The 24,211-nt window shown below is 69.6% G+C and carries 22 protein-coding genes and 1 pseudogene; 12 read left to right on the forward strand and 11 right to left on the reverse strand.

Annotated elements, in window-relative coordinates; translation table 11 throughout:
* Positions 1-45 precede the first annotated feature (45 nt).
* A complete protein-coding gene (locus NQ706_RS00410) occupies positions 46-1,140 on the forward strand; it encodes a polyprenyl synthetase family protein (protein WP_038567817.1) in 1,095 nt (364 codons plus the stop codon).
* 15 nt (positions 1,141-1,155) lie between these two features.
* Here the strand turns inward: NQ706_RS00410 and NQ706_RS00415 are convergent, their stop codons facing one another.
* Positions 1,156-1,530 carry an Rv2175c family DNA-binding protein gene (locus NQ706_RS00415; protein WP_038567815.1) on the reverse strand — a complete coding sequence of 125 codons (375 nt, stop codon included), beginning with the start codon at positions 1,528-1,530 and terminating at the stop codon, positions 1,156-1,158.
* An 87-nt stretch (positions 1,531-1,617) separates the two neighbouring features.
* Between NQ706_RS00415 and NQ706_RS00420 the strand changes: the two genes are divergently transcribed.
* Both NQ706_RS00420 and pknB read left to right on the forward strand, forming a co-directional pair.
* Entirely contained in the window at positions 1,618-2,511 is an 894-nt protein-coding gene (locus NQ706_RS00420) for a transglycosylase SLT domain-containing protein (RefSeq protein ID WP_051805798.1), read from the forward strand.
* Between the two features lie 49 nt (positions 2,512-2,560).
* Positions 2,561-4,582, forward strand: a complete 2,022-nt coding sequence (gene pknB, locus NQ706_RS00425; RefSeq protein WP_038567814.1) for a Stk1 family PASTA domain-containing Ser/Thr kinase — start codon at positions 2,561-2,563, stop codon at positions 4,580-4,582.
* 77 nt (positions 4,583-4,659) lie between these two features.
* Here pknB and NQ706_RS00430 read toward each other — a convergent pair whose 3' ends face one another.
* Both NQ706_RS00430 and NQ706_RS00435 read right to left on the reverse strand, forming a co-directional pair.
* Positions 4,660-6,000 carry a class II 3-deoxy-7-phosphoheptulonate synthase gene (locus NQ706_RS00430; protein ID WP_006946641.1) on the reverse strand — a complete coding sequence of 447 codons (1,341 nt, stop codon included), beginning with the start codon at positions 5,998-6,000 and terminating at the stop codon, positions 4,660-4,662.
* Between the two features lie 191 nt (positions 6,001-6,191).
* Positions 6,192-7,214, reverse strand: a complete 1,023-nt coding sequence (locus NQ706_RS00435; RefSeq protein ID WP_081873633.1) for a 1-acyl-sn-glycerol-3-phosphate acyltransferase — start codon at positions 7,212-7,214, stop codon at positions 6,192-6,194.
* A gap of 175 nt (positions 7,215-7,389) precedes the next feature.
* Between NQ706_RS00435 and NQ706_RS00440 the strand changes: the two genes are divergently transcribed.
* Entirely contained in the window at positions 7,390-7,950 is a 561-nt protein-coding gene (locus NQ706_RS00440; protein ID WP_051805796.1) for a hypothetical protein, read from the forward strand.
* 74 nt (positions 7,951-8,024) lie between these two features.
* On the opposite strand, the gene NQ706_RS00445 is transcribed toward NQ706_RS00440, so the two are convergent.
* From NQ706_RS00445 to NQ706_RS00460, 4 genes are all read right to left on the reverse strand, one after another.
* Positions 8,025-8,705: an endonuclease/exonuclease/phosphatase family protein gene (locus NQ706_RS00445; protein WP_038567812.1), complete on the reverse strand. Its 681-nt coding sequence runs from the start codon at positions 8,703-8,705 to the stop codon at positions 8,025-8,027.
* The gene (locus NQ706_RS00450) at positions 8,702-9,688 is read right to left on the reverse strand and encodes an ROK family glucokinase (RefSeq protein WP_038567810.1); all 987 of its coding nucleotides are present in this window, start codon (positions 9,686-9,688) and stop codon (positions 8,702-8,704) included. The genes NQ706_RS00445 and NQ706_RS00450 overlap by 4 nt, the downstream gene beginning before the upstream one ends.
* On the reverse strand, positions 9,685-10,650 hold the full coding sequence (locus NQ706_RS00455; protein WP_038567809.1) for an ROK family glucokinase: 966 nt from the start codon (positions 10,648-10,650) through the stop codon (positions 9,685-9,687). The genes NQ706_RS00450 and NQ706_RS00455 overlap by 4 nt, the downstream gene beginning before the upstream one ends.
* A gap of 121 nt (positions 10,651-10,771) precedes the next feature.
* On the reverse strand, positions 10,772-11,260 hold the full coding sequence (locus NQ706_RS00460; RefSeq protein WP_051805792.1) for an SRPBCC family protein: 489 nt from the start codon (positions 11,258-11,260) through the stop codon (positions 10,772-10,774).
* A 107-nt stretch (positions 11,261-11,367) separates the two neighbouring features.
* Between NQ706_RS00460 and NQ706_RS00465 the strand changes: the two genes are divergently transcribed.
* Entirely contained in the window at positions 11,368-13,173 is a 1,806-nt protein-coding gene (locus NQ706_RS00465) for a long-chain fatty acid--CoA ligase (RefSeq protein WP_038567807.1), read from the forward strand.
* Between the two features lie 35 nt (positions 13,174-13,208).
* Here the strand turns inward: NQ706_RS00465 and NQ706_RS00470 are convergent, their stop codons facing one another.
* Entirely contained in the window at positions 13,209-14,063 is an 855-nt protein-coding gene (locus tag NQ706_RS00470; protein WP_038567805.1) for a hypothetical protein, read from the reverse strand.
* A 20-nt stretch (positions 14,064-14,083) separates the two neighbouring features.
* Entirely contained in the window at positions 14,084-14,251 is a 168-nt protein-coding gene (locus NQ706_RS00475; RefSeq protein WP_006946593.1) for a hypothetical protein, read from the reverse strand.
* 332 nt (positions 14,252-14,583) lie between these two features.
* Between NQ706_RS00475 and NQ706_RS00480 the strand changes: the two genes are divergently transcribed.
* A complete protein-coding gene (locus NQ706_RS00480; RefSeq protein ID WP_038567801.1) occupies positions 14,584-16,410 on the forward strand; it encodes a DEDD exonuclease domain-containing protein in 1,827 nt (608 codons plus the stop codon).
* Here NQ706_RS00480 and NQ706_RS00485 read toward each other — a convergent pair.
* Together NQ706_RS00485 and trpD are read right to left on the reverse strand one after the other, a co-directional pair.
* Positions 16,359-16,640: an Lrp/AsnC family transcriptional regulator gene (locus NQ706_RS00485; protein ID WP_038567799.1), complete on the reverse strand. Its 282-nt coding sequence runs from the start codon at positions 16,638-16,640 to the stop codon at positions 16,359-16,361. The two genes, NQ706_RS00480 and NQ706_RS00485, sit on opposite strands and share 52 nt — an antisense overlap.
* Complete coding sequence (gene trpD / locus NQ706_RS00490; RefSeq protein ID WP_038567797.1) at positions 16,637-17,722, reverse strand: anthranilate phosphoribosyltransferase; 1,086 nt, start codon at positions 17,720-17,722, stop codon at positions 16,637-16,639. Before trpD ends, NQ706_RS00485 begins: the two co-directional genes overlap by 4 nt.
* Before the next feature lie 246 nt (positions 17,723-17,968).
* On the opposite strand from trpD, the gene NQ706_RS00495 reads away from it, so the two are divergent.
* The 6 genes and pseudogenes from NQ706_RS00495 to NQ706_RS00520 all read left to right on the forward strand — a co-directional run bounded on the left by NQ706_RS00495 (position 17,969) and on the right by NQ706_RS00520 (position 24,142).
* Positions 17,969-18,622 carry a heme-copper oxidase subunit III gene (locus NQ706_RS00495; RefSeq protein WP_006946553.1) on the forward strand — a complete coding sequence of 218 codons (654 nt, stop codon included), beginning with the start codon at positions 17,969-17,971 and terminating at the stop codon, positions 18,620-18,622.
* 61 nt (positions 18,623-18,683) lie between these two features.
* Positions 18,684-19,463, forward strand: a complete 780-nt coding sequence (locus tag NQ706_RS00500; protein WP_038567793.1) for a cytochrome c — start codon at positions 18,684-18,686, stop codon at positions 19,461-19,463.
* A 50-nt stretch (positions 19,464-19,513) separates the two neighbouring features.
* Positions 19,514-20,623, forward strand: a complete 1,110-nt coding sequence (locus NQ706_RS00505; RefSeq protein ID WP_038567791.1) for a ubiquinol-cytochrome c reductase iron-sulfur subunit — start codon at positions 19,514-19,516, stop codon at positions 20,621-20,623.
* Positions 20,620-22,281: a ubiquinol-cytochrome c reductase cytochrome b subunit gene (locus tag NQ706_RS00510; RefSeq protein WP_038567789.1), complete on the forward strand. Its 1,662-nt coding sequence runs from the start codon at positions 20,620-20,622 to the stop codon at positions 22,279-22,281. The genes NQ706_RS00505 and NQ706_RS00510 overlap by 4 nt, the downstream gene beginning before the upstream one ends.
* Before the next feature lie 932 nt (positions 22,282-23,213).
* Positions 23,214-23,909: pseudogene (locus NQ706_RS00515) on the forward strand (transposase); the annotation flags it as partial.
* A 17-nt stretch (positions 23,910-23,926) separates the two neighbouring features.
* Positions 23,927-24,142, forward strand: coding sequence for a hypothetical protein (locus NQ706_RS00520; protein ID WP_235182062.1), 216 nt, complete (start codon positions 23,927-23,929; stop codon positions 24,140-24,142).
* The last annotated feature ends 69 nt before the right edge of the window (positions 24,143-24,211 follow it).

Below are 24,211 nucleotides of genomic sequence, written 5' to 3' on the forward strand. Positions count from 1 at the left end.
TACGCGTAGGCTCACGGGTAGCCGATCTGGAAAAGGAAACGCACCGTGCCCGACTCTCTCGATGCGCCGCGCCTGCTCGAACGACTGCAGGAGACCCTCGATGCCGAGGTGAGCCATCAGCGCGACGTCCTCGCCCCCCTCGGCGGCCAGACCGACCTCATGCTCGACGCTGTCGCCACCCTCCTGCGCGGAGGCAAGCGTGTGCGTGCGTCGTTCCTGTACTGGGGTTACCGCGCCGCCGGTGGAGCCGACAGCGACGCCCTCGTGCGCTGCGCCGCGTCGATGGAGCTGTTCCAGGCCGCCGCGTTGCTGCACGACGACGTCATGGACGCGAGCGACACCCGACGCGGCATGCCCGCCGCGCACCGGGCGATGGCCGCCGCGCACCGCAGCCGCGGTCTCGACGGGGACGCCGACCGCTTCGGCGAGGCCGGCGCCATCCTGGCCGGCGACCTGTGCCTGACGTGGGCCGACGAGATGTACGCGACGAGCGGCCTGCCCGCCGACGAGGTCGCGCGCGGCCGCGCCGTCTTCGACCTCATGCGCACGCAGCTCATGGGCGGTCAGTTCCTCGACGTCCTCGAGGCCTCGACGCCCTGGGCGACGATGGGCACGCCCGAGCGCATCGAGCGTGCGCTGCGCGTCATCCGTTTCAAGAGCGCCAAGTACACGATGGAGCACCCCCTGCTCATCGGTGCGGCGAGCGCGGGCGCCTCCCCCGACGTCACGCAGGCCCTGTCGCAGTACGGTCTCGCGCTCGGTGAGGCCTACCAGCTGCGTGACGACCTGCTCGGCGTCTTCGGCGACCCGGCCCAGACGGGCAAGCCCGCCGGCGACGACCTGCGCGAGGGCAAGCGCACCGTCCTCGTCGCGCACCTGCTCGACGCCGCCGGTGACGAGCCGGAGGTCGGCACGTTCTTCGCCGAGCGTTTCGGCCACGACGACCTGCGCGAGGACGAGGTAGAACGCATCCGTGTGCTCGCTCGCGAATCAGGGGCCGTCGACGCCGTCGAAGCGCGCATCGCCGAGGGCGCTCAGCGGGCCCGCGCGGCGTTGGACGGCGTGCGCAGCCAGGTGCCTGCCGACGCCTACGCCGCGCTGGAGGCGTTCATCGAGTCGACGACGGCCCGCACGTTCTGACGCGGCAGCTCGCGATCAGAACGCGTCCTCCATGGCGCGCTTGCGCACCTCGGCCTTGCGGCCCGCGCGCAGCATGTCGATCGGTGCCCCGTCGATCGGGAGGGTCTCGTCCGGCGTGCACAGCCAGCGGATGGCCTCGTCGTCGTCGAACCCGCCGTCGTTGAGCACCGTGACGGTGCCCATGAGCGAGGCGAGCACGCCGCCGCCCTGGATGAAGGCGGCCGGCACCGCGACGACGTTGCGCTCCCCGACGCGGCTCGCGATGATCTCGCGGTCGGCGATCATCTGACGCACCTGGCGCAGCGACATGCCGAGCTCCTCGGCGAGGTCGGGCACGGTCAGCCAGTCGCCGACGAGGGTCTCGAGATCAGGGGTGGTTGCGTCATTCACCCTCACAGGGTGCCAGAGACTGTCCCGTCGGCGCACGTCGAGCGCGCCTCCACCAAAACGTCACAGCCGCGACCTAGCGTGGCAGGCATGCCCGCCCTTCTCGCCCTGCCCGTAGCCGTCCACAGCGCCGCCCAGCCCGTGCACCACCAGCTGCGCGGCCCGCAGTCACACGCCGAGACGCCGACGTCACACCGCGCGAACGCCGCGAAGAAGCCGGTGCGCAAGATGACGACGACGCACGTGCGCGCCGGCGACACCGTCTACGGCATCGCGCGACGCATGCACTCCAGCGTCGCCGCCATCGTCAAGGCGAATCCCGGCATCGAGCTGCGCCGCCTGCTCCCCGGCACGACGCTGCGCGTCCCCGTCGCTACCTCCGCCGCGCACACGCCGTCACCCCACCCGGCGACGAAGCCCACCCGTGCGGCGACGAAACCCGCAGCCACGCCGCACCCGGGCCCCTCGACGCACGCCCCGAAGCCGAAGCACGTCGTCCGCTACGCCGGGACAGCGGCGGCGCGCGGCTATCCGGCGTCCCTCGTCGCCTCCGGTGACCGCCACCGCCGACAGCTCGCCGCGGCCGACCTGCCCGGGCAGGCGCAGATCCGCGCGATGATCACCTCGACCGCGAAGCGCTACGGCGTCAGCCCGAAGCTCGCCCTCGCGATCGGCTGGCAGGAATCGGGTCACCGGCAGAGCGCCGTCTCGGTCTGCGACGCCCTCGGCACGATGCAGGTCATGCCCACGACCGGGCAGTGGGCCGGCTCCATCGTGCATCGCCACCTCGACCTGCTCGACACGCAGGACAACATCACCGCCGGCGTCGTGACGCTGCGCTTCCTCACCGAGCACGCGCACGATCAGAACGAGGCCATCGCCGCCTACTACCAAGGTCTTGGAGCAGTGCGCGCGCACGGCTTGTACCCCGACACCCGCCGGTACGTCGCGAGCGTCAATACCCACATGAAACGCTTCTCCTGACGCGGGCGTGCACAGCCGACGCACACGCGGAGCCGCCTAGACTGCGCTCGTGGAGCCGATCCAAGCCGACCCCCTCATCGGGCAGCTGATCGAACGCCGCTATCAGGTGAGAAGCCACCTGGCCGACGGCGGGATGGGGCGCGTCTACGTCGCGCACGACACACGCCTCGAGCGCGACGTCGCGTTCAAGGTGCTGCGCGCCGACCTCGCACGCGACCCCGCCTTCGTCACCCGCTTCCAGCGCGAGGCGCGCGCCGCCGCACGGCTCAGCCACCCGCACGTCGTCGCCGTCCACGACCAGGGGCGCGACGGTGACGTCGTGTTCCTCGCGATGGAACTCGTCGACGGCGTCACGATGCGCGACGTCATCAACCGTGGCGGACGCCCCACCGGCGAGCTGCTCGCACTGTTCGAGCAGGTGCTCGACGGGCTCGGCGCCGCCCATCACGCGGGCCTCGTCCACCGCGACATCAAGCCCGAGAACATCCTCATCAGCTCGCGCGGGGTCGTGAAGATCGCCGATTTCGGTCTGGCGCGCGCCGTCTCGTCGGCGCGCTCGTCCGTGAGCGCCGACAACGAGATGCTCATCGGCACCGCCTCCTACCTCGCGCCCGAGCAGGTGGAACCCGCCCGATTCGGCCACTCCGGTCCGCGCGGCGACGTCTACGCCTCCGCCCTCGTCCTAGCCGAGATGTTGACGGGGCGTCGCTCGTTCGACGGCGACTCCCCGGTCCAGGTCGCCTACCGCCACGTCCACGAAGCGCCGCATCCACCCTCGAGCGCTGACGCGTCCCTGGCCCCCCTCGACGCCTGGTTCACCCGCGCGACGAGCAAGATGCCCGCCGATCGTCCGGCCGACGCCACCGCCTCCGCCCACGAACTACACGCCGCGCGCGCCCGGCTGACGCCCGAGGCCCTGGGGCACCCCGCCCCGCCGGCCGCCCACGTCACCGCGCCAACCGCCCAGCTCGATGTGCCGGCCGCCTCGCCGGACGCCTATCGCGTCGAGGGCACGATCGCTCCTGGTGCCATCCCAGCCACCGGCCAGGACGGCGGCAGGCCGACCGGTGCCCCGACCGGCCCACAGGGTGCTGACGAAGGCCGGAACGCGGCGCTGCGCCCTGCCCACACGCACGTCATCCCGGCGACGACCACCCAGACGCTCGGCGCGACACCCGCGGGCGGCCCGCGCCGTCGTCGTCGCTGGCCGTGGGTCGCCGCAGCCGTGACGGCGATCGCCGCCGGCGGCCTCGCGCTCGCCCTGACGGTGGGGCCGCTGACGTCGACCGACATCCCCGAGGTAAACGCTCGACCTCAGGGTGAGGCCATTTCGACCCTCCGTTCCGCCGGATTCGACACGCGCGTCACGCTGGCTGATTCCGACTCCGTCCCGGCTGGCCGCGTCATCTCGACCTCACCCGAGCAGGGCTCGAGCCATCGTCACGGCACCGACGTCACCCTCGTCGTGAGCAACGGACCGAAGATGGTCGATGTCCCCGCCGTGGCCGGCCTGCAGCGCGACAAGGCTGAAGCCAAACTCAAGAGTGAGGGTTTTGGCCACGTGACGCACACCGAACGGCACGACGTCCGTGAGGCGGGAACGGTATTGTCGGTCTCTCCCGCGGCGGGCGCCCACATCCGTCACGACACCACCGTCACCCTCGTCGTCAGCTCGGGGCCGGAGGAGTTCCACCTGCCCGACGTGGCGAAGCAGACGCAGGAGAACGCGACGACGAGGCTGCAGGAGCACGGCCTGACGGTCACGACGCGTGAGGAGTTCTCGCCCGACGTCCCCTCCGGCTCGGTCATCGGCACCGACCCGACGAGCGGAACCCAGGTGAAGACGGGTGACACGATCACGCTGCGCGTCTCGAAGGGCGTCGAGATGGCCGACGTGCCCGACGTCACCGGAATGAAGGCCGCCGAGGCCCGTTCTCGTCTCGAGGACGCGGGCTTCCACGTCGACGGGGCGTCCTGGCTCGACGAGCTGCTCGGCTCTACCGTCGGCTCGCAGACCCCGACGGGCGGCTCGCGCACCCCCAAGGGGAGCAGCGTCACCCTGAGCTTCTGACGGCGCACTATCGGAACACACGACGATGCCCGCCCACCATGAGGTGAGCGGGCATCGTCGTCAATTCGACACGGACGTCACTGCGCGCGAGCGCTCAGCATCTCCGCGACGAGGTAGGCCAGTTCGAGGCTCTGCTGGTGGTTGAGACGCGGGTCGCAGGCCGACTCGTACCGGCTCTCCAGATCCTCGTCACGCACCTCGACGCTGCCGCCGAGGCACTCGGTCACGTCGTTGCCCGTCAGCTCGACGTGCAGGCCACCCGGGACGGTGCCCGCCGCCTCGTGAACCTCGAAGAAGCCGCGCACCTCGTCGACGATGTCGTCGAGACGACGCGTCTTGAAACCGCTCGCGGATTCGAACGTGTTGCCGTGCATCGGGTCGGTGATCCACACCGGCGCCGCGCCCTCGGCCTTGAGTCGCTCGACGATGGGCGGCAGCGCCTCACGGATCGTGCCCGCGCCCATGCGCGTGATGAACGTCAGACGGCCCGGCTCACGCTCGGGATCGATCTTGTCGATGATGCGCAGCAGGTCGTCCGGGTCGGCCTTCGGCCCGACCTTCATGCCCACCGGGTTCGACACGCGGGAGACGAAGTCGATGTGCGCACCGTCGATCTCGCGCGTGCGCTCACCGACCCACAGCATGTGCCCGGACGTCGCATACGGGCGTCCCGAACGCGAGTCGACGCGCGTCAGCGGACGCTCGTAGTCGAGCAGCAGCGCCTCGTGGCTCGAGAAGAAGTCGACGGCGCGCAGGGCGTCGAAGTCGACCCCGCAGGCGGCCATGAACCGCATCGCGCGGTCGATGTCCTTCGCCGTCTTCTCGTAGCGCGCGTTGGCGGCGTTGGCGATGAAGCCCTTGTTCCAGTCGTGGACATTGCGCAGGTCGGCGAAACCGCCCTGGGTGAACGCGCGCACGAGGTTGAGCGTCGCCGCACTCGTGTTGTAGGCCTGCAGCAGTCGCTCGGGGTCGGGGCGACGCGCCTCGGGCGTGAACGCGAAGTCGTTGACCATGTCACCGCGGTAGGCCGGCAGAGTGACGTCGCCGCGCGTCTCGGTGTCCTTCGAGCGCGGCTTGGCGAACTGCCCGGCGATGCGGCCGAGCTTCACGACGGGCGTGCTCGCGCCGTACGTCAGCACCGCAGCCATCTGCAGGATCGTCTTGACGCGGTCACGGATGTTGTCGGCCGTCGCCGAGGCGAACATCTCTGCGCAGTCACCGCCCTGCAGGACGAACGCCTCACCGCGCGACGCCGCGGCGAGGCGGGTGCGCAGATCGTCGCACTCGCCCGCGAAGACGAGCGGCGGATAGGTGGCCAACGTCTCCCGCACGCGCTCCAACGAACCGTCATCCGGCCACGACGGCTGCTGCTTGGCAGGCAACTGCGGCCACTCGAGACCCACGGGACGCGTGGGCACGGACGGGGTGTTCTGCGTTTCGGGCGTGGTACTCACTCGAGCGAGCCTAGGCGTCGAAGCACGATGGCGCACATCGGCCCTGACTGTGAGACATCACGGGCGACGCGCGAGCCGGACTCGCGGGCGGCCATGCCAGGTCGACGCCCCGGCCCGAGAGCCCGGGGCGATGCCCGGTACAGGGTCGGCGATCGTCAGCCGGCGTCGCGAGCGCCGTGCGCGTCGCCGTCGGTGCCGTCGGTCGTGATGGATTCGACAGGTTCGACACGCTCGACGGACACGGACGTCTCGCCGTCATCGATCGTGACAGCGTCATGAGCCGGGGCGTCATGAGCGGCGTCGTGGACCGCGATGTCCTCGACGTCGGCCGTGACGTCGGATGCCTCGCCGGCGGGCGCGTCGTTGCTCCTGATGTCCTTGCCGTCCTTGTCCGAGCCCTTGCGCGGCAGGCGGGCGGCAGCGTCTTCGAGGGCCGCGGTGGCGCTGCCCTGGATCTCCTTGGCCACCTGCACGGCGCCCTCACCGAGGGAGCGGGCACGCTCGCCGACCGACTTCTTGCGCGACGCGGCGTACTCATCAACGTACTCCTGGCCGGACAGCAGCATCAGTTCATACATGATCTCGTCGGTGATGGAGCGCAGCACGAAACGGTCGGAGCCCATGCCGTCGAAGCGCGAGAAGTCGAGCGGCGCGCCGAAGCGCACGTGCGGTTGCGCGTAACGGCCGAACTTCTCGCCGGGAGGTGCGACGGTGTCGGTGTCCATGAGGGCGACCGGGATGACGGGCACGCCACTCTCGAGCGCGAGACGCGCGATACCGGTCTTGCCCTTGTAGAGACGGCCGTCGGGCGAGCGCGTGCCCTCGGGGAAGATGCCGAACAGCTCACCGGCGGCGAGGATGCGCTTGCCGGTCGCGAGCGCACCGGCTGCCGCGGAACCGCTCGTGCGATCGATCGGCACCTGACCCGTGCCGGAGAAGAAGCCCTTCTGCAGGCGCCCCTTGACGCCGGGCGTCGTGAAGTACTCCGACTTCGCGACGAACGTGACGCGGCGTTCGACGACGAGCGGGACGAACAGCCAGTCCGAATAGGAGAGGTGGTTGATCGCCAGGATCGCCGGGCCGGCGTCGGGAATGTGCTCGAGGCCCTCGACCGTCGGGCGGAAGACCGTTCGAAGCGCAGGCCCGACGAGAACCCTCTTGAGAAGCCAGTAGAGCACGGGAAGTCTTCCTCTCGGGGTGCAGGACGGCTTCACTCTACTGGGTCACACCGGCCTGCACATGCCGCCACGGCGACGCAGCGTGCCAGGATGAGCACATGCGAACCCGGCCCCGCACCTGCCCACCGACGTCCGCGCCCGGGCGGGCCACCTCGCGCGTCGGCGAGGCGCTGCGATGAGCACCGAGCCCCGCGACCGCGACTGGGACGCCGAGTTCGCCCAGATCACCCGTCATCTCGACCTCGACGCAGCGTCGGAATCCGCGACCCGCCGCGGCGCCCACCGGGATCTCTTCGAGCCCACATCCGACGAGACCACGCCCATGACGCCCGCCTCGCCGGCCCCGGCCGACGACGGTCCTGTACCCGGCTTCCGGCCGCAGTGGCGCATGCCGGACGAGCAGCCATGGGTGATGACGCCGCCGCCTCACGGGCAGGCTGGGAGCGCTGCAGGTCAACACGACCACGACGATCTCGATGACCTGGACGAGGAACCCTTCGTCCCGCCTGAGCCCGCACCGTTCGAGACCGGTGACCCGGCGAGCGTCATCATGCTCGCCTGCTTCGTCCTCGGGCCGGTGTGGCTGCTCTACCTCACCCTGTTCGATCGTGAGGCGGCCACGCTGTGGTGGCTCGTCGCGGCGGGGCTGCTCTTCGGCGGCTTCGCCCTCGCCGTCGCGAGACAGCCGAAGAACCGCGACGAGCACGACGATGACGACGATGGCGCCCGCGTCTGAGCCTCTGCGTCAGAGCTTCTGCGACTGCCGGCCCGAGCGGCCTCGTCCGATCCCCCGGGCCCTCCCAGCGGACGTCAGTGCGACGTCCCCGTGACGTCGACGACGAGCGGGCGGTGATCGGTCGCGACCGTCATGTCGTGCTCCACGGCGCTCATGTCGACCGTCTCCAGCTTCAGCGACGGCGAGGCGTAGACAAAGTCGATGCGCTTGTGCGGTTCGGCGGCGTTGAAGGTGTTGATGCGCGGCCCCGCGTCGACGAGCCCATGTGCCTTGAACTCCCGCCCCGCGGGCCCGTTCTCGAGCTCGTTGAAGTCGCCGGCGATCACCCACGGCACGTCGCCCGGCAGGTTCGGGTCGGCGATGAGCTCACGCGCGTGCCCGGCGCGCATCGAGCTGTAGAGCGACAGATGCGTGCTGATCGCGAGCCACTTCGCCTCGCCGGGCAGGCACACCTCGGCCCATGCGTAACCGCGCGGCTCCTGCGGACGCGGCACGGTGTAGAGGCCGTGGCCGCTCGCGGCGACGTCGAGGCGCGGCGCCGTCACGATCGCGGTGCTCATGCGGTGACGGTTGCCGCCGCTCCACACGAGCCCGACGGATTCGGCGAACTCGGCGATGCGATGGTCGGAGAACGGATGGCGCGGCATCTCCTGCAGGCACAGCACGTCGGGCGCGGCGTGCCGGATGACGCGCAGCAGGGCCGCGCGGTCGTCCTTGAGGCCGCGCACGTTGTACGACATAAGACGGGTGGTCATGCGATGTCCTCCTCGACGGCACTGCGCGCCAGGTCGGCCGCGCCGATGAGCCCGGCCTCGTTGCCGAGCTGCGCCTGCACGATTCGTGCCTCCGGGCGGTAGCCGCGCCCCGGCAGCTGCTTGCGGAAGGCCTCGCGCGCCGGCGTCAGCAGCATCTCGCCGGCTGCCGAGACGCCGCCGCCGATGACGAACGCGCCCGGGTCGAACGCGCTCGCGAGGTTCGCGAGGCCGGTGCCGAGCCACGAACCGATCTCGGCGAGCAGTTCGGCCGCCGTCGCGTCCCCTGCCGCCGCGGCCTCGGTGATCATGGGCCCGGTCAGCTTCGTCAGGTCGCCGCCGATCTCTGCCTCGATGTCGTGCGCCATCGGCGACTGCGCCGCGAGCAGCGAGCGCGCCTCGCGCACGAGCGCGTTACCGCTGGCGTACTGCTCCCAGCACCCGCGGTTGCCGCACTCACAACGGATGCCGCCGGGCACGACCTGCATATGCCCGAACTCGCCCGCGATGCCGTAGCGACCGCGCTGCATCACCCCGTCGACGAGGATGGCGCCGCCGATGCCGGTGCCGAGGTTGACCATGACGACGTGGCTCTCGCCTGCCACCGCACCGAAACGCCACTCCGCCCAGCACGCGGTGTTCGCGTCGTTGTCGACGAAGACGGGGAACGCGCAACGGGCGCGCAGGTTCTCGCGCAACGGCTCGTTGCGCCACGACAGATGCGGCGCGAAGACGACGGTCGAGCGGTCGGCGCCGACGAATCCCGCCGCGCCGATGCCGATGGCGCTGACCTCGCCGAGGTCGTCGCGTTCGGCGGCATCCTGCAGTTCATCGACGACGCTGACGAGCAGGTCCTCGACGACGGCGGCCTTCGTCGAGCGGTGCGGCGTGTCGCGGCGAGCGCGCGCGATGACGGTGCCGCGCTCGTCGACGAGGCCGCCCGCGACCTTCGTGCCGCCGATGTCGATTCCGATGGCGAGACTCATGCACGCCCCCTCTCTGCGAGCGCTGCGGCGCCGATGACGCCGGCGTCGTTGCCGAGTTGTGCGACGACGAAACGCGGCGACGGACGGTGCCCGCCGCCCGTCAGCTCGTCGGCGAAGTGGATACGAGCCGATTCGAGGACGAGGTCGCCCGCCTCCGCGAGCCCCCCGCCGATGACGAAGACGGCCGGGTCGAGCACGGCCGCGAGTGACGCGCAGCCCTCGCCGACCCAGCGGCCGATCTCGCTCAGCAGCGCCAGGGCTGCCGCGTCGCCCTCTTGTGCCGCTGCCGTGACGTGCGCGCCGCGCAGCGCTTCCGGGTCGCCCGCGCAGGCCTCGCGAAGTCGAGCAGCCTCGGGTGCGCCCGAGGCGACGAGCTCGCGCGCCTCACGCACGAGTGCGGACCCGGAGGCGTACACCTCGAAACAACCGCGATTGCCGCAACCGCACAGGTGACCGCCCGGCACGACACGCATGTGCCCGATCTCGGCGGCGATGCCGTGGCTGCCGCGCATGAGTTCGCCGTCGAGGACGATGCCGCCGCCGACACCGGTGCCCAGCGTCACCATGACCATGTCGTCGACGTCCGCGCCGCCACCGTGGAGGAACTCGCCGTAGGCGGCCGCGTTCGCGTCGTTCTCGATGACGACGGCGTGCCCCGTCGCTTCTTCGAGGCGTGCGCGCAGCGGCTCGTGCCGCCACGCGATGTTGGGGGCGAACAGGACGTTCGCGCCCTGCTTGTCGATGTATCCGGCGCACGCGACCCCCACCTTGGGCGCCTCGACGCCTTCGGCACGCGCCGCGGCGCCCAGCTCGTCGATGAGTTCGACGGTGGCGGCCACGATGGCGTCGGGCTCCTGCGCGGGCGTGTCGCGGCGCGCGCGGCGCACGATGGTGCCGCCGGAGTCGACGAGGCCCCCGGCGATCTTCGTGCCACCGATGTCGATGCCGATGCTGAGTGTCACGCTCGTTCCTCACTGCTCGCGGACGGCGACGGCGCACGGGCCGTCACGATCATCCTGACGGGGCAGGGCGCCCAGCCCAAATCGGGTGGCGCCCCGGTGGCGGGGCCGCACATACGGCGCCTCAGGCGGTGGCGTTCGCCCCACCGTGATCGAGATCCGGCGCCTCGGCGTGCGCCTTCAACGCATCGAGGGCCGCGGTGATGATCTGCGTCTCGACCTTCCGGCGCAACGCCGTGTGCAGCGGAAAGCCGGGCCGTGCGTGCAGGGCATACGCGACGTCGGTGGCGTCGCCGTCAGCACGCAGGTCGTAGTGGCCCTGCATCGCCTCGATGTGCTGCGCCTCGACGAGTTGCCACGCCACCCGTGCGCCGTCGGGGCGACGAGCCACCGTGTACGCGAGCGTCACGACGTCCTTGAACGGGCCGGAGGCGAACGTCAGCTGTGCCTGGTCGACGTCGCCGGAGGGCGTTCGACTCAGCACGACGGCTCGCGCGACGTCCTTCGACCACTGCGGGTAGGCCGGCAGGTCGAGCACCACGTCGAGCACCCGAGCGCAGCTCGCCTCGATCCGGATGCGGCCCTCGCTGAGGGCGTCGCTGTTCGTCGTCATGACACCGAGGGTATGCGCCGAGCGGGGGCGGGGTCGTAAGGTACGCATGACGACGGCTCTCATCGACCGCCGCCACCGACCTAGTACCGACCCAGCGAGGATCCGCAATGCGTGAAGTGAGCACGAAGCTGCTCGTGCCGTTCGACGAGGAGCTCGCGCTTCCGCACATCGTGGTGCGCAACGCGTCCGAGGATCCGCGGGGCATCGGTTACGCCCGGCGTGAGGGCGCGACGTGGGCCGGGGTGACACACGAGGAATTCCTCACGCAGGTCGAGACGCTCGCCAAGGGGTTCATGGCGGCGGGCGTCGAAGCGGGTGACCGCGTCGCGCTGATGAGCACGACCCGCTACGAGTGGACGCTCACCGACCTCGCGCTGCTGACGTGCGGCGCTGTCGTCGTGCCGATCTACGAGACGTCCTCGAGCGACCAGGTCGCCTGGATCCTCGCCGATTCCGAGGCCGTCGCCGTCGTCGTCGAGAACCAGGAGATGGCGCTCACCGTCTCGCAGGTACGCGAGCGCTGCCCCCATCTGCGCGACGTCTGGCAGATCGACGCCGGCCACCTCGACGAACTGCTCGAGGGTGCCCCGGAGGTCAGTGACGCGCAGATGCGTGCGCGCCGCGACGCCGTCGACGCCGACCACGTCGCAACGATCATCTACACCTCGGGCACGACCGGCCTGCCGAAGGGATGCGTGCTGACGCACGGCAACTTCGTGTCGTTGTCGCAGAACTGCCTCGCGCTGATGGACGACCTCGTCAACGGCGGTGAGGAGAACAACGGCACCCTGCTGTTCCTGCCGCTCGCCCACGTCTTCGCCCGCCTCATCCAGTTCGTCGCGATCGCCTCACGCACACGCCTCGCCCACACGACGATCGGGACGCTCGTCGACGACCTCGGCACGTACGCGCCGTCGTACCTGCTCGGCGTGCCGCGCGTGTTCGAGAAGGTCTACAACTCCGCCGAGCAGCGTGCGCAGGGCGAGGGCCGCGGCAAGATCTTCGCCGCCGCCGCCGACACCGCGATCGCCTACAGCGAGGCGACGAACGCCGGACGCCGCGCGCCGCTCACCCTGCGCGTCAAGCACGCCGTGTTCGACCGACTGGTCTACGCGAAGCTGCGCTCAGCGTTCGGCGGTCATCTGCGCTACTCCATCTCCGGGGGCGCTCCCCTGTCGGCCCGGTTGGCGCACTTCTACAACGGCATCGGCCTGCCCGTTCTCGAGGGATACGGACTCACCGAGACGACGGCTCCCGCCTGCGTCAACCCGCCGAAGGCGCTGCGCATCGGCACCGTCGGCCCCGCCTGCCCCGGCGTCGGCCTGCGGATCGACGACGACGGCGAGATCCTCGTCAAGGGCATCAACGTCTTCCGCGAGTACTTGCACAACCCCGAGGCCACCGACGAGGCGAAGGTCGACGGTTGGTTCCGCACCGGCGACCTCGGTGAACTCGACGCCGACGGCTACCTGACGATCACGGGGCGCAAGAAGGACATCCTCGTGACGGCGGGCGGCAAGAACGTCAGCCCCGCCAAGCTGGAGGATTCCCTGCGCTCGCACCCCCTCATCGGAGAAGCCGTCGTCGTGGGCGACGCCAAACCGTTCATCGCGGCGCTGCTGTGCCTCGACGAGGAGATGCTGCCCGGCTGGGCGAGCGCGCGCGGCATCACCGACCTGGACCCCGCAGACGCAGCACAGGATCAGCGGGTACTCGACGAACTGCAGAAGGCCGTCGACCAGGCCAACACCCTCGTCTCCCGTGCCGAGTCGATCCGCGCCTTCCGGGTGCTGACCACGCCCCTGACGCAGGAATCCGGGCACCTGACGCCCTCCCTCAAGGTCAAGCGCAACGTCGTGCTCGACGACTACGCCGACGTCATCGACTCGATCTACTCCTCTCCCCGCGCCTGAGACAGCTCACGCCGCCTCGTCGCCGTCGTCACCCCTCACCGGAGCCGACCTGACAGCCAGGTGGTGAAGCTCTCTCGACCCGCGACGAGTGACGCCGCGACTGCGGTCGCGTCACGCGGTCGGGCGCGCACGAGCGCGACGACCCGTGCGGTGCCTGCACCATCGGCGAGATACGTGACGTAGGCGTGCGCCCATTCGTATCCGAGCTCGGTGCCCACCTGCTCCTGCGGGGGCGGTGAATCCCCGATCTTCTTCTGCGGCGCCGCTTGGGCGAGCGTCGGCCAGCGGCTGCGTTCAGGCACCGACACGAGAGGTGCGGCCGTCCACTCGGCGGCTCCCTCCTTCAGCCACCACTGCGTCGCGTCCGCGCCGAACTGCCCGAGCCACAGATGCGTCAGCTCGTGCGCGAGAACGACCCGGCGGCCGGCCTCCGTCAGCGACGAGGCGACAGAGGGCGCGAGGAACACACCCTGCCTCGTGGTGACGCCCGCGGTGTCGGCGTCCAACCCGTCGGCACTCGCCGCGAACTCCGCGTCGTCGCGGCAGAGCGTCACCCGCAGATCACCTTCGAGACCCGCCGGCCGCGTGGTGCCCCACACCTCAGCGATCCGGTGCCCGGCCGCCTCGACGCACGCGCGCCACTGCGCCGAGGCATCGTCCCCGGCCCCTGATGGCGAGGACGCGCCTTCGTCGAGCGCGTTCGGCAACCGCAGCACCACGCGCCCGAGGACGGTGTCGATCGTGAGGCTCGAGACCCCGCCATCGGTTCCGCCACTTGACTCGGCTGACGACGACGTGCCCCCGGGTCGGCGCTCGCACCCTGCGAGCCCCAGGATCCCCCCCGCGGGGGCGATGACGCCTCCCAGGACGAAGTGGCGTCTCGACAGCATGGCGCAAGCGTAGGAGGTTCTCACACGGCGGCGCGCAGACCGGCGAACGGAGCGCTCTCCAGCAGCGCTGACGCCGCGTCCTCATCACCGACGAGACCGGCGCTGCAGAGCATGTCGAGAACACGGTGGTCCTCCTCCTCCCAGACGGGGCCGCTGGTGACGGCGGGCATGTCCAGGAACGTCTTCATGACGCACGTGTCGCACGCACGACCTCGTGCCGGGCACGAACCACAGGTGATGAGCATGACGCCTCCTCGAAGCGCTGATCGGTCGATTCCCCAACGGGTCTCGATGTGTTTCGCACGCTAGGTTCGAGCACCGACAACCCCGCCGTCCCGGGCGATTCGGGGGTCATCGACACGTTCGTCGCGGTCGAAGATCGCCCGCGTCCGACCTCCGCGACCGCCCGTCGCGGCGCGCCTCGTCCCCGCCGCGCCGCTTGCCCGTCCCCACCCCCTTGAAAGGCCCCGGCCACCGCCTCATCCGGGGGTTGTCACCACCGCCGTCTAGCGTTCGCGACATGGTGACGAACACGCAGACGAATCCGACCGCGGTGCAGGGCTGCCTCGACGATCTCGGCACCCCGTTGCACGACGTCACCTTCGTCATCGTCGACCTCGAGACCGCCGGGGGTCGCCCGGGCGCGCAGGGCATCACGGAGATCGGCGCCGTCAAGGTCCGTGGCGGCGAGGTGCTCGGCGAGTTCGCCACCCTCGTCGACCCCGGCTGCGCGATCCCACCGCAGATCCAGCGGCTCACCGGCATCACGACGGCGATGGTGCACGACGCGCCGAAGCTGGCATCGGTGCTGCCCGCGTTCTTCGAGTTCCTCGGGCCCGACGCCGTCCTCGTCGCCCACAACGCACCCTTCGATGTCGGCTTCCTCACGGCGGCCGCACGGGATCTCGAGGTCCCGTGGCCCGCTCCTGCGGTCGTCGACACGGTCAAGCTCGCCCGCGCCCTCGTGCCGCGCGACGAGGTCCGCAATCACCGCCTCGGCACGCTCGCGGCCCACTTCGGCGCAAGTGTCAACCCGAATCACCGCGCCCTCGCTGACGCCCAGGCCACCGTCGACGTCCTGCACGCCCTGCTCTCGCGAGCCGGCAGTCTCGGCGTCACCTCGCGTGAGGAACTTCTCTCCTTCAGCGCGAAGGTGCCGGCGGCGCGGCGCCGCAAGGCCACCCTGGCCGACGGCCTGCCCGCCGAGCCCGGCGTCTACGTCTTCGAGAACGAGGACGGAAAGCCGCTGTACGTCGGCACGTCCGGCAACATCCGCACCCGCGTGCGTTCGTACTTCACCGCGTCGGAGAAGCGTCGCGAGATGGGGCTCATGGTCGATCTCGCCGCCCGCGTGACGCCCATCCCCTGCGCGACGGCGCTGGAGGCACACGTGCGTGAGATCCGGCTCATCGCCGAGCATCGGCCACGGTTCAACCGACGCTCGAGCCGGCCGGAGAAGATCGCATGGCTCAAGATCACCGACGAGAAGTTCCCGCGCCTGTCCGTCGTGCGCGAGCAGCGAGCCGACGAGGCGACGTACCTCGGCCCGTTCCGCACGATGGTCGCCGCGCGGCTCGCCCGCGATGCGGTGCACGACGTTCGCCGCATTCGCCAGTGCACCACGCCCATCCGCGCCAAGGGCGGCACGGCGTGCGTCCTGGCGGAGATGGATCGGTGCGATGCGCCCTGCATCGGAGGCATCACCCAGCCCGATTACCTCGACCTCGTGTCGAGGTTGAGGCAGGAACTGCTCAACGAGCCCGGGTCCATCGTCAATGACGTCGAGGCGCGCTTGGCCCGCCTCGCGGGGCAGGAGCGCTTCGAGGAGGCCCGCGCTGGGCGCGACGCCCTCATCGAGCTCCTGCGTGGGCTCGACCGTCACCAGCGCCGGGCACCCATCGTCAACAATCCGCATCTCATGGCGGCACGGCCACGTCGGGGCGGCGGCTGGGAGTTCGCCGTCATCCGACACGGTCGGCTCGCGGCGAGCGGTGCCTCACGACCCGGTCAGGATCCACGGCTGACGATCGAGGCCTTGCGGGCGACGGCCGAGGCCGTCGCGACCCCGCCTGCACACCGTTCCGCAGCGCTCGAGGAGGAGACGGAAGTGCTCCTGCGCTGGATCGCGCGCGCAGGCACCCGCATCGTCGAGACGGACGCGCCGTGGGTCAGCCCGCGGGATGCCGCGACACGCTACCTCGACGATCTCGATCCCGTCGTCCGCCGCGCGCACGAAGCGGCAGCCGTCGAGTCCCGCCTGCTCGCGCATCCCGGACAGGGGCGGGCGACGACCCGTCAGTCGTCGAGCCCCAGATCGAACCCGGCGTCGAGATCGCGTTGGGAGTAGGTGCGAAAGGCCAGGTGCGTGTCGGTCTCGAGCACGCCGTCAACCTTGTTGATGCTTCCGGAGATCACCTCGGCGAGTTGCTCGTACGCCGTGACGCGCACCATCGCGATGAGGTCGACGCCTCCGGTCACCGAGTAGACCTCCGTCACCCCGGGCACGTCGGCGACGTGCTGGGCCACCTCGGGGATGCGTGCGACGTCCGCCTTGATGAGGACGATGGCGGTGATCATCGGGTCTCCTTCATGAGGGGCTCGGAATCGGCGTCTACGGCACTCGAACCGTGGATCCAGACGTCGAGCGTGCGTTGCGCGGCGCCGGAATCGACGGCCTCGGCAGCGCGCGTCATGCCCGCACGGATGCCGGACGCGAGGTCGTCCGCGCCACCGAAGAGGCTGCCGCGCTCGTACTGGGCGACGAGTGCGAGAGCCGCGCCGGCGTTGAGCAGGACGGCGTCGCGCACGGGCCCGCGCTTCCCGGCGAGGACGTCACGGACGACCTGCGCGTTGAACGACGCGTCTCCGCCACGCAGCGCCTCGATCGGGGCTGGCGACAGCCCGACCTGCTCGGGCGAGATGCTCTCTTCGACGACCTCGCCGTCGTGCACCCACCACAGGCTCGACGTCGTCGCCAGGGTGAGCTCGTCGAGGCCGTCGTCACCACGGAAGACCGCCGCATCGGCGCCGCGTTGCGCGAAGACGCCGGCCATGACCGGTGCCATCCGACCGTTCGCGCAACCCACAGCAGCGATGGCTGGGCGCGCCGGATTGGTCAGGGGGCCGAGGAAGTTGAACGCTGTCGGGACGGCGAGCTCCCGCCGCGTCGCGGCGGCGTGCCGCATCGCGGGGTGGAAGCTCTGGGCGAACAGGAACGTCATCGGGGCATGCGTCGCGTGTTGCTGCAGCTCGTCGACGTCCGCGCTCAGGTCAACCCCGAGCGCTTCGAGAACGTCAGCCGTCCCGGTCGAGCTCGAGCTGGCTCGGTTGCCGTGCTTGGCCACCTTGACCCCGGCACCGGCGCACACGAGCGCGGCCATCGTCGAGATGTTGACGGTGTGTGCCATGTCGCCGCCCGTGCCGACGATGTCGAGGGCCGGCACGTCGAGCCTGAACGGCCGGGCGTGCTCGACCATGACGTCGGCGAGCCCCCGCAGCTCCTCCACCGTCTCGCCCTTGCTGTGCAGTGCGACGAGGAACGCCGCGAGCGGAACGGGGGCGACCTCCCCGTTCATCACGGCCGTCATCGCGGCGTGGGTCTGCTCTGGCGTCAGGTCCTCCCCACGCATGAGCTGGGCCACGAGGCTCGGCCACTTCATGACGGATCTCCTTGCACGTCGTTCGTCGTAGCACCACCCTAAGCCGCGCCGTGACCTTGCGACAGGCGCGTCCACCGACGTCCCGCGTCACCGTGCTAGGCGCTGGCGTGCGGGGTTGCAACCGCGTCAACACACACAGGAAGAACACCCTTCAACACCCAGCGAGCACACAGAGCAGATAACGAATATGTGTCCAATTGGGGGGCCGCTGTCATGATCGCTGCCAGGGCAGGACATAATGTCCGGGTGGCGACCGCAACTACAGCTCAGACGAGCGAACACGGCATCCCCGCCGGGCACGCACCGGCGACCCGACCCAACCTGACTGCCGTAGGCACGATGGTGTGGCTCGGGAGCGAACTCATGTTCTTTGCCGGATTGTTCGCGATGTATTTCACGATCCGCTCCGTGGCAGGCGACCTGTGGCACGAACGCACGTCGCACCTGAACGTGACGCTGGCGGCCATCAACACGACGATCCTCGTGATCTCGTCCGTGTGGTGCCAGCTCGGCGTGTTCAAGGCGGAGCACGGCATCCCCCACCGCACGGGCAAGCTGCTCGAGGTCGGCAAGTGGGGCATGCGTGAGTGGTACTCCCTCACCTACCTGTTCGGCGCGATCTTCGTCTCCGGCCAGATCATGGAGTACGCCACGCTGCACGAGGAGGGCATCTCCCTCGACAGCGACGCCTACGGCTCGATGTTCTACATCACGACCGGCTTCCATGGCATCCACGTGACCTGTGGCCTTCTCGCGTTCCTGCTCATCATCGGACGCACGTTCACCTCTCGCACCTACAGCCACCACCAGGCCACGGGCGCGATCGTGACGTCCTACTACTGGCACTTCGTGGACGTCGTGTGGATCGCGTTGTTCGCTGCCATCTACCTCCTCAAGTGATGCGCGACACCACGCGCAGAACCCGAACCCTGACTCCCCCGACCGCCGACAGGATGTCCTTGTGAGCACTCTCGCCGCCCGCCGCCGACACCCGGCCTCCCTGTTCGTCGTCCTGCTGCTGGCCCTGGTCGTCACCGGTGGCCTGTACGCAGCCTTCGCGCCGAAGAGCGCCAAGGCCGAGACGACGTCCGCCAGTGACGTCAACGCTGGCAAGCAGCTGTTCCTCTCGAACTGCTCGACCTGCCACGGCACGAACGCCACCGGCACGTCCGCCGGCCCCTCCCTCGTGGGCGTCGGCGCTGCCGCCGTCGACTTCCAGGTGGGCACCGGCCGCATGCCGCTCGCCGCGCCCAACACGCAGGCGCAGCGCAACACGAAGCAGTTCAGCGACAAGGAGATCGCCCAGATGGCCGCCTACGTGGCCTCGCTCGGCACCGGTCCCAACGTCCCTGAGAAGCAGTACACGACCACGGGTGGCAACTCGGCCAAGGGTGGCGAACTGTTCCGCGTCAACTGCGCCATGTGCCACAACTTCGCCGGCTCGGGTGGCGCGCTGACGCGAGGCAAGTACGCGCCGCAGCTGACGTCCGTCTCGGGCAAGCACATCTACGAGGCCATGCAGACGGGCCCGCAGTCCATGCCGGTGTTCAACGACACGAACCTGTCGCCGCAGGACAAGAAGGACATCATCACCTACCTCAAGGACATCGAGAAGCAGCCTGCGCAGGGTGGTCACACCCTGGGCAACCTCGGCCCGGTCTCCGAGGGTCTGTTCGTGTGGACGTTCGGCATCGGCCTGTGCATCGCTGTCGCTGTCTGGCTCGGACGTAAGGCAGCGTGATGAAATTCCCCCGCTTCGGCTCTGACTCGTCAGACAGGAAACGCAACGAAATGAATGAAACCGGCGCGCATGCGCTCCCCGGTGACGGCCACCCGGACAACGCTCCGGTGAGCCGGAACGACGGGCACGTCGAGCGTTCGGGCGCACTACCCGAGCACTTCTCCGACCCGGGCCTGCCCCCGCACGTGCACCGTCTCGGTGACGAGGATCCGGCTGCGGCCAAGCGCTCCGAGCGCCAGGTCGCCATGCTGTTCCTGCTCTCGATGATCGCGACGATCGCGTTCGTCGTCTGCTACTTCGCGGTCGGCCGCGAGTCGATCATCTCGGTTCCGTTCGTCGGCCCGATGAAGGCGCTGCACTTCGCTCTCGGCCTCACCATGGCGATCTCGATGCTGGGCATCGGCCTGGGTGCCATCCACTGGGCGAAGACGATCATGCCCGACGAAGAGGTCGTCGAGGAGCGGCACGAGCTCAAGTCCGACGACGAGGCCTGGGGCGCCGCCGCCAAGATCATGACGGGTGGCGCGGAGGCCGCGCAGCTGAAGCGTCGCCCGCTGCTCAAGTGGACGCTCGGTGGCGCTCTCGGTCTGTTCGCCGTCCCGGTGGCTCTGCCGCTGCTCGGTGGTCTCGGCCCCATGCCGAAGAACGACCTCGCGACGACGCTCTGGGACGAGAAGATCAACGGCCGCGGCCGTCGCCTCATGCGCGACCCCGAGGGCACCGCGATCCGCGCCTCGGACGTCACGCTGGGTTCGGTCTTCCACGTCCTGCCGGAGGGCATCAACACGACGGAGCACCCCCTCAACGAGAAGACGAAGGCCTCCGTGCTGCTCGTGCGGCTCGACGAGGAGAAGATCAAGTCGGAGCGTCAGCGCAAGTGGGGTGTCGACGGCATCGTCGCCTACTCCAAGATCTGCACGCACGTCGGCTGCCCCGTCGGCCTGTACGAGCAGCAGACGCACCACCTGCTGTGCCCGTGCCACCAGTCCACCTTCGACATGACGGATGACTGCAAGGTCATCTTCGGCCCCGCCAAGCGCCCGCTGCCGCAGCTGAAGATCTCGGTCGACGACGAGGGCTACCTCGTCGCTGACCAGGGCTTCAAGCGCCCGGTCGGCCCGAGCTTCTGGGAAGACAACGGGAAGGAACTCAAGTCATGAGCACCGCTGCCTCTTCCACGAGCGCATCGCACCCCACGACGCAACGTCAGGACCCCCAGGGCGGCCTGGCCGGTGTGTCCAACTGGCTCGACGAGCGCACGGGCGGCGCCAAGGGCGTCCGCTTCCTCATGAAGAAGGTGTTCCCCGACCACTGGAGCTTCATGCTCGGTGAGGTCGCGCTGTACTCCTTCGTCGTCCTGCTCATCACCGGAACGTTCCTGACGTTCTGGTTCGTCCCCTCGCAGGGCGAGACGATCTACAACGGCGACTACGTTCCGCTGCAGGGCATCCAGATGTCCGAGGCGTACAAGTCGGCCGTCAACATCTCGTTCGACATCCGCGGTGGTCTGCTGATCCGTCAGCTCCACCACTGGGCGGCTCTGCTGTTCATCGTGTCGATCATGATGCACATGTTCCGCGTGTTCTTCACGGGTGCGTTCCGCAAGCCCCGTGAGATCAACTGGGTCATCGGCACCCTGCTGTTCATGCTCGCGATCATCGAGGGCTTCATGGGCTACTCGCTCCCCGACGACCTGCTGTCGGGTACGGGTATCCGCGCGATGGAGGGCTTCATCCTGTCGGTCCCGATCGTCGGCACGTACATCTCGTATGCACTGTTCGGCGGCGGCTTCCCCGGCGAGATGATCATCCCCCGCTTCTTCACGCTCCACATCCTCATCATCCCGGCGATCCTCGTCGCGTTGCTCGCCGCGCACCTCATCCTGCTCGTCGTGCACAAGCACACGCAGTACCCCGGCCCGGGCCGCACCGACAAGAACGTCGTCGGCTTCCCCCTCATGCCGGTGTACATGGCGAAGGCCGGCGGCTTCTTCTTCGTCGTCTTCGGCATCACGGCGCTCATCTCGGGCCTCATCACGATCAACCCGATCTGGATGTACGGCCCGTACGAGCCGACGCAGGTGACGGCCGGTTCGCAGCCTGACTGGTACATGGGCTTCGCCGACGGTGCTCTTCGTCTGCTGCCCGGTCTGTTCGAGTTCCGTCTCTTCGGTCACACGTGGAGCATGAACATCTTCCCGGGTTCGATCGCCCTGCTGCCGCTGTTCTTCGGCGCCATCGCGGTCTACCCGTTCATCGAGGCCTGGGTGACGGGCGACAAGCGTGAGCACCACGTGCTCGACCGTCCGCGCAACGCTCCGACGCGCACCGCGATCGGCATGGCGTTCGCGACGTTCTACGCCGTCCTGATGTTCGCGGCCGGTAACGACCTCATGGCGATCAAGTTGCACATGTCGATCAACGACATCACGTACTTCTTCCGCGTCATGGTCTTCCTCGGCCCGATCCTCGCCTACCTCGTGACGAAGCGCATCTGCCTCAGCCTCCAGCGTCGCGACCGCGACCTCGTACTGCACGGTCGCGAGTCCGGCCGCATCATCCGCACGCCGGAGGGTCGTTTCTTCGAGGCGCACGAGCCGCTCGACGAGTACACGCGTTGGCAGCTCGTCAGCTTCGAGGCGGGTGCCCCGAGCAACATCGATCTGGACGGTCTGTCCGGCAAGGAGCGGAAGAAGGCCAAGCGTCGCAACCGCTGGACCAACTTCTACTACAAGGACCGCATCGCCCCCGTCACCCCGGCCGAGCTCGAAGCAGCTCACCACCACGGTGACGACCACGCTCTCGAGGGCGCTCACTGAGTCGCCCGCGAGGATAACGCCGAAGGCCCCCGACATCACTGATGGCGGGGGCCTTCGGCGTATCTCGGCCGGGAGGCGTCAGGACGACGCTCCATGGCCACCTCAGGTGGGCCGGCCACGGAGGAAGGGCAGCTTCCCGGGTGCAGGCGTCTGCGGGTGCCAGGTCGCCACGCGCTTCGGGTGGCGGAGTTCCGCGAGGCTGCCGGCCTCGCCCGGGATGGTGCTCTGGACGCACCGCATCGCCTCGATCCCCCTCGCCCGCGTTTGTCTCGCATTCGTCACCGGTCGTGGGGGGCTCGCCCACGCCTCAGCTCATGCGTCCACGTGGGCCCGGAGGGATTCTCCCCCGCTCTGCTCCGGCGCCGTCTCGTGCTCACGTCAGGGCAACGTCGACATCGTGCCCGGGGCCGTTTCGTCGTCGCCTCCCGGCCCCGGTCGTCGCTCAACGGCTGGTGGTCGTGGGGAGACGGCCGACGCCATACCAGCCTGCCCTGCCCCCGCCTGCGAGCGGGCACCCCTAGAAGCGGTCATGAGGGCGCCGCCTCGGGAGGCAAGGAGCGGGCACCACGCTGCGAGGGGCGGCGCGCGCCCAGCAGCGTCTCTGCCTGGTCCTTCGCCTGAGCTGACGGCGGCGGGCCCAGAAAGTCGCCCTCGGTGCCCTGCGATGACGGCGGCGATTGGCCCTGGCCTGCCGTGCCGGCAGCGTAGCCGCGGCGCAGATGAGTCCCTGATAGTGGTGAAACACCGGTCGCCGCGCCCCGGCCCCTTGGACATGGGCGCGGCCACCGCCTGATCCTTCGAGTCAACCTCCTACAGAATCCTCGAACGGAGTCATCACGATGACCGCACCTCACATTGCCGACCCTGCCAGCCTTCTGGGCGAAGCCCTGCCCGAAGCAAGCCCGGGCCTGATGCGCCACTTGCTGCAAACCATGCTCAACGCTTTGCTGTCCGCGGACGCTGACGCCGTGATGGTCGCCGAGTGGGGCCAACCCAGCCCGACACGCACGACCCACCGCAATGGCTACCGCCACCGCGACCTCGACACCCGCGTCGGCACCCTCGACATGGGTGTGCCGAAGCTGCGCTCAGGCACCTACGTCCCCCGACTGGCTCATGGAACGACGCAAACGAGCCGAGTCCGCACTCATCACCATCGTCGCTGACTGCTACCTCGCCGGCGTTGTCCACGGCCCGCATGGCTCCCCGCCGCGCGTGACGCGGGGATCGCCACGGGTGGTACCCCCAAGCTGGTGAAAACCCTCGGCACCAACGCGCTGTCGAAGTCCCAGGTCAGCCGTATGGCCGCCGACCTCGACCAGCTCCACGACGACTTTCGCCACTGCCCCCTCGACGATGCAGGCCCGTTCACGTTCGTCACCGCCGACGCCCTCACGATGAACGCGCGTGAAGGACGCCGCGTGATCAACACCGTCGTCTCGCACGCCACCGGGGTCAACAATGACGGCCACCGCGGAGTGCTCGGCCTGCGCGTGGCCACGAGCGAAACCGGGTCAGCGTGGAACGAGTTCTTCGCCGACCTCGTCGTCCGCGGCCTGAGCGGTGTCTTGCTCGTCACCCGCGACGCCCACGCCGGTCTGCGCAAAGCGCTCAGCGCGAACCTGCCCGGCGCGAGCTGGCAACCATGCCGCACTCACGACGCCGCGAACTCGTCGGGATCTTCTCCAACCACGACGCGATCGTGCACCTCGTCGGCGCCGTCCTGTCCGAACAAACCGGTGAACGGGCCGAAGGACGCCGCTACCTCGGCCTCGACGTCCTCGCCTGCGCACGCGCGGCCATCCTCACCGACCCGCCCACCGAGCCAGGACACGAACCCATGCCCGCACTCACCGCCTGAACCCACCCCGCGAAGGAACACACCGTTGCACCACTGTCAGAGACTTGACCGCCGGCGCGCCCAGGGCGA

The sequence above is a fragment of the Dermacoccus sp. BD5 genome (genome assembly GCF_044878485.1).
Classification (GTDB): Bacteria; Actinomycetota; Actinomycetes; order Actinomycetales; family Dermatophilaceae; genus Dermacoccus; species Dermacoccus nishinomiyaensis.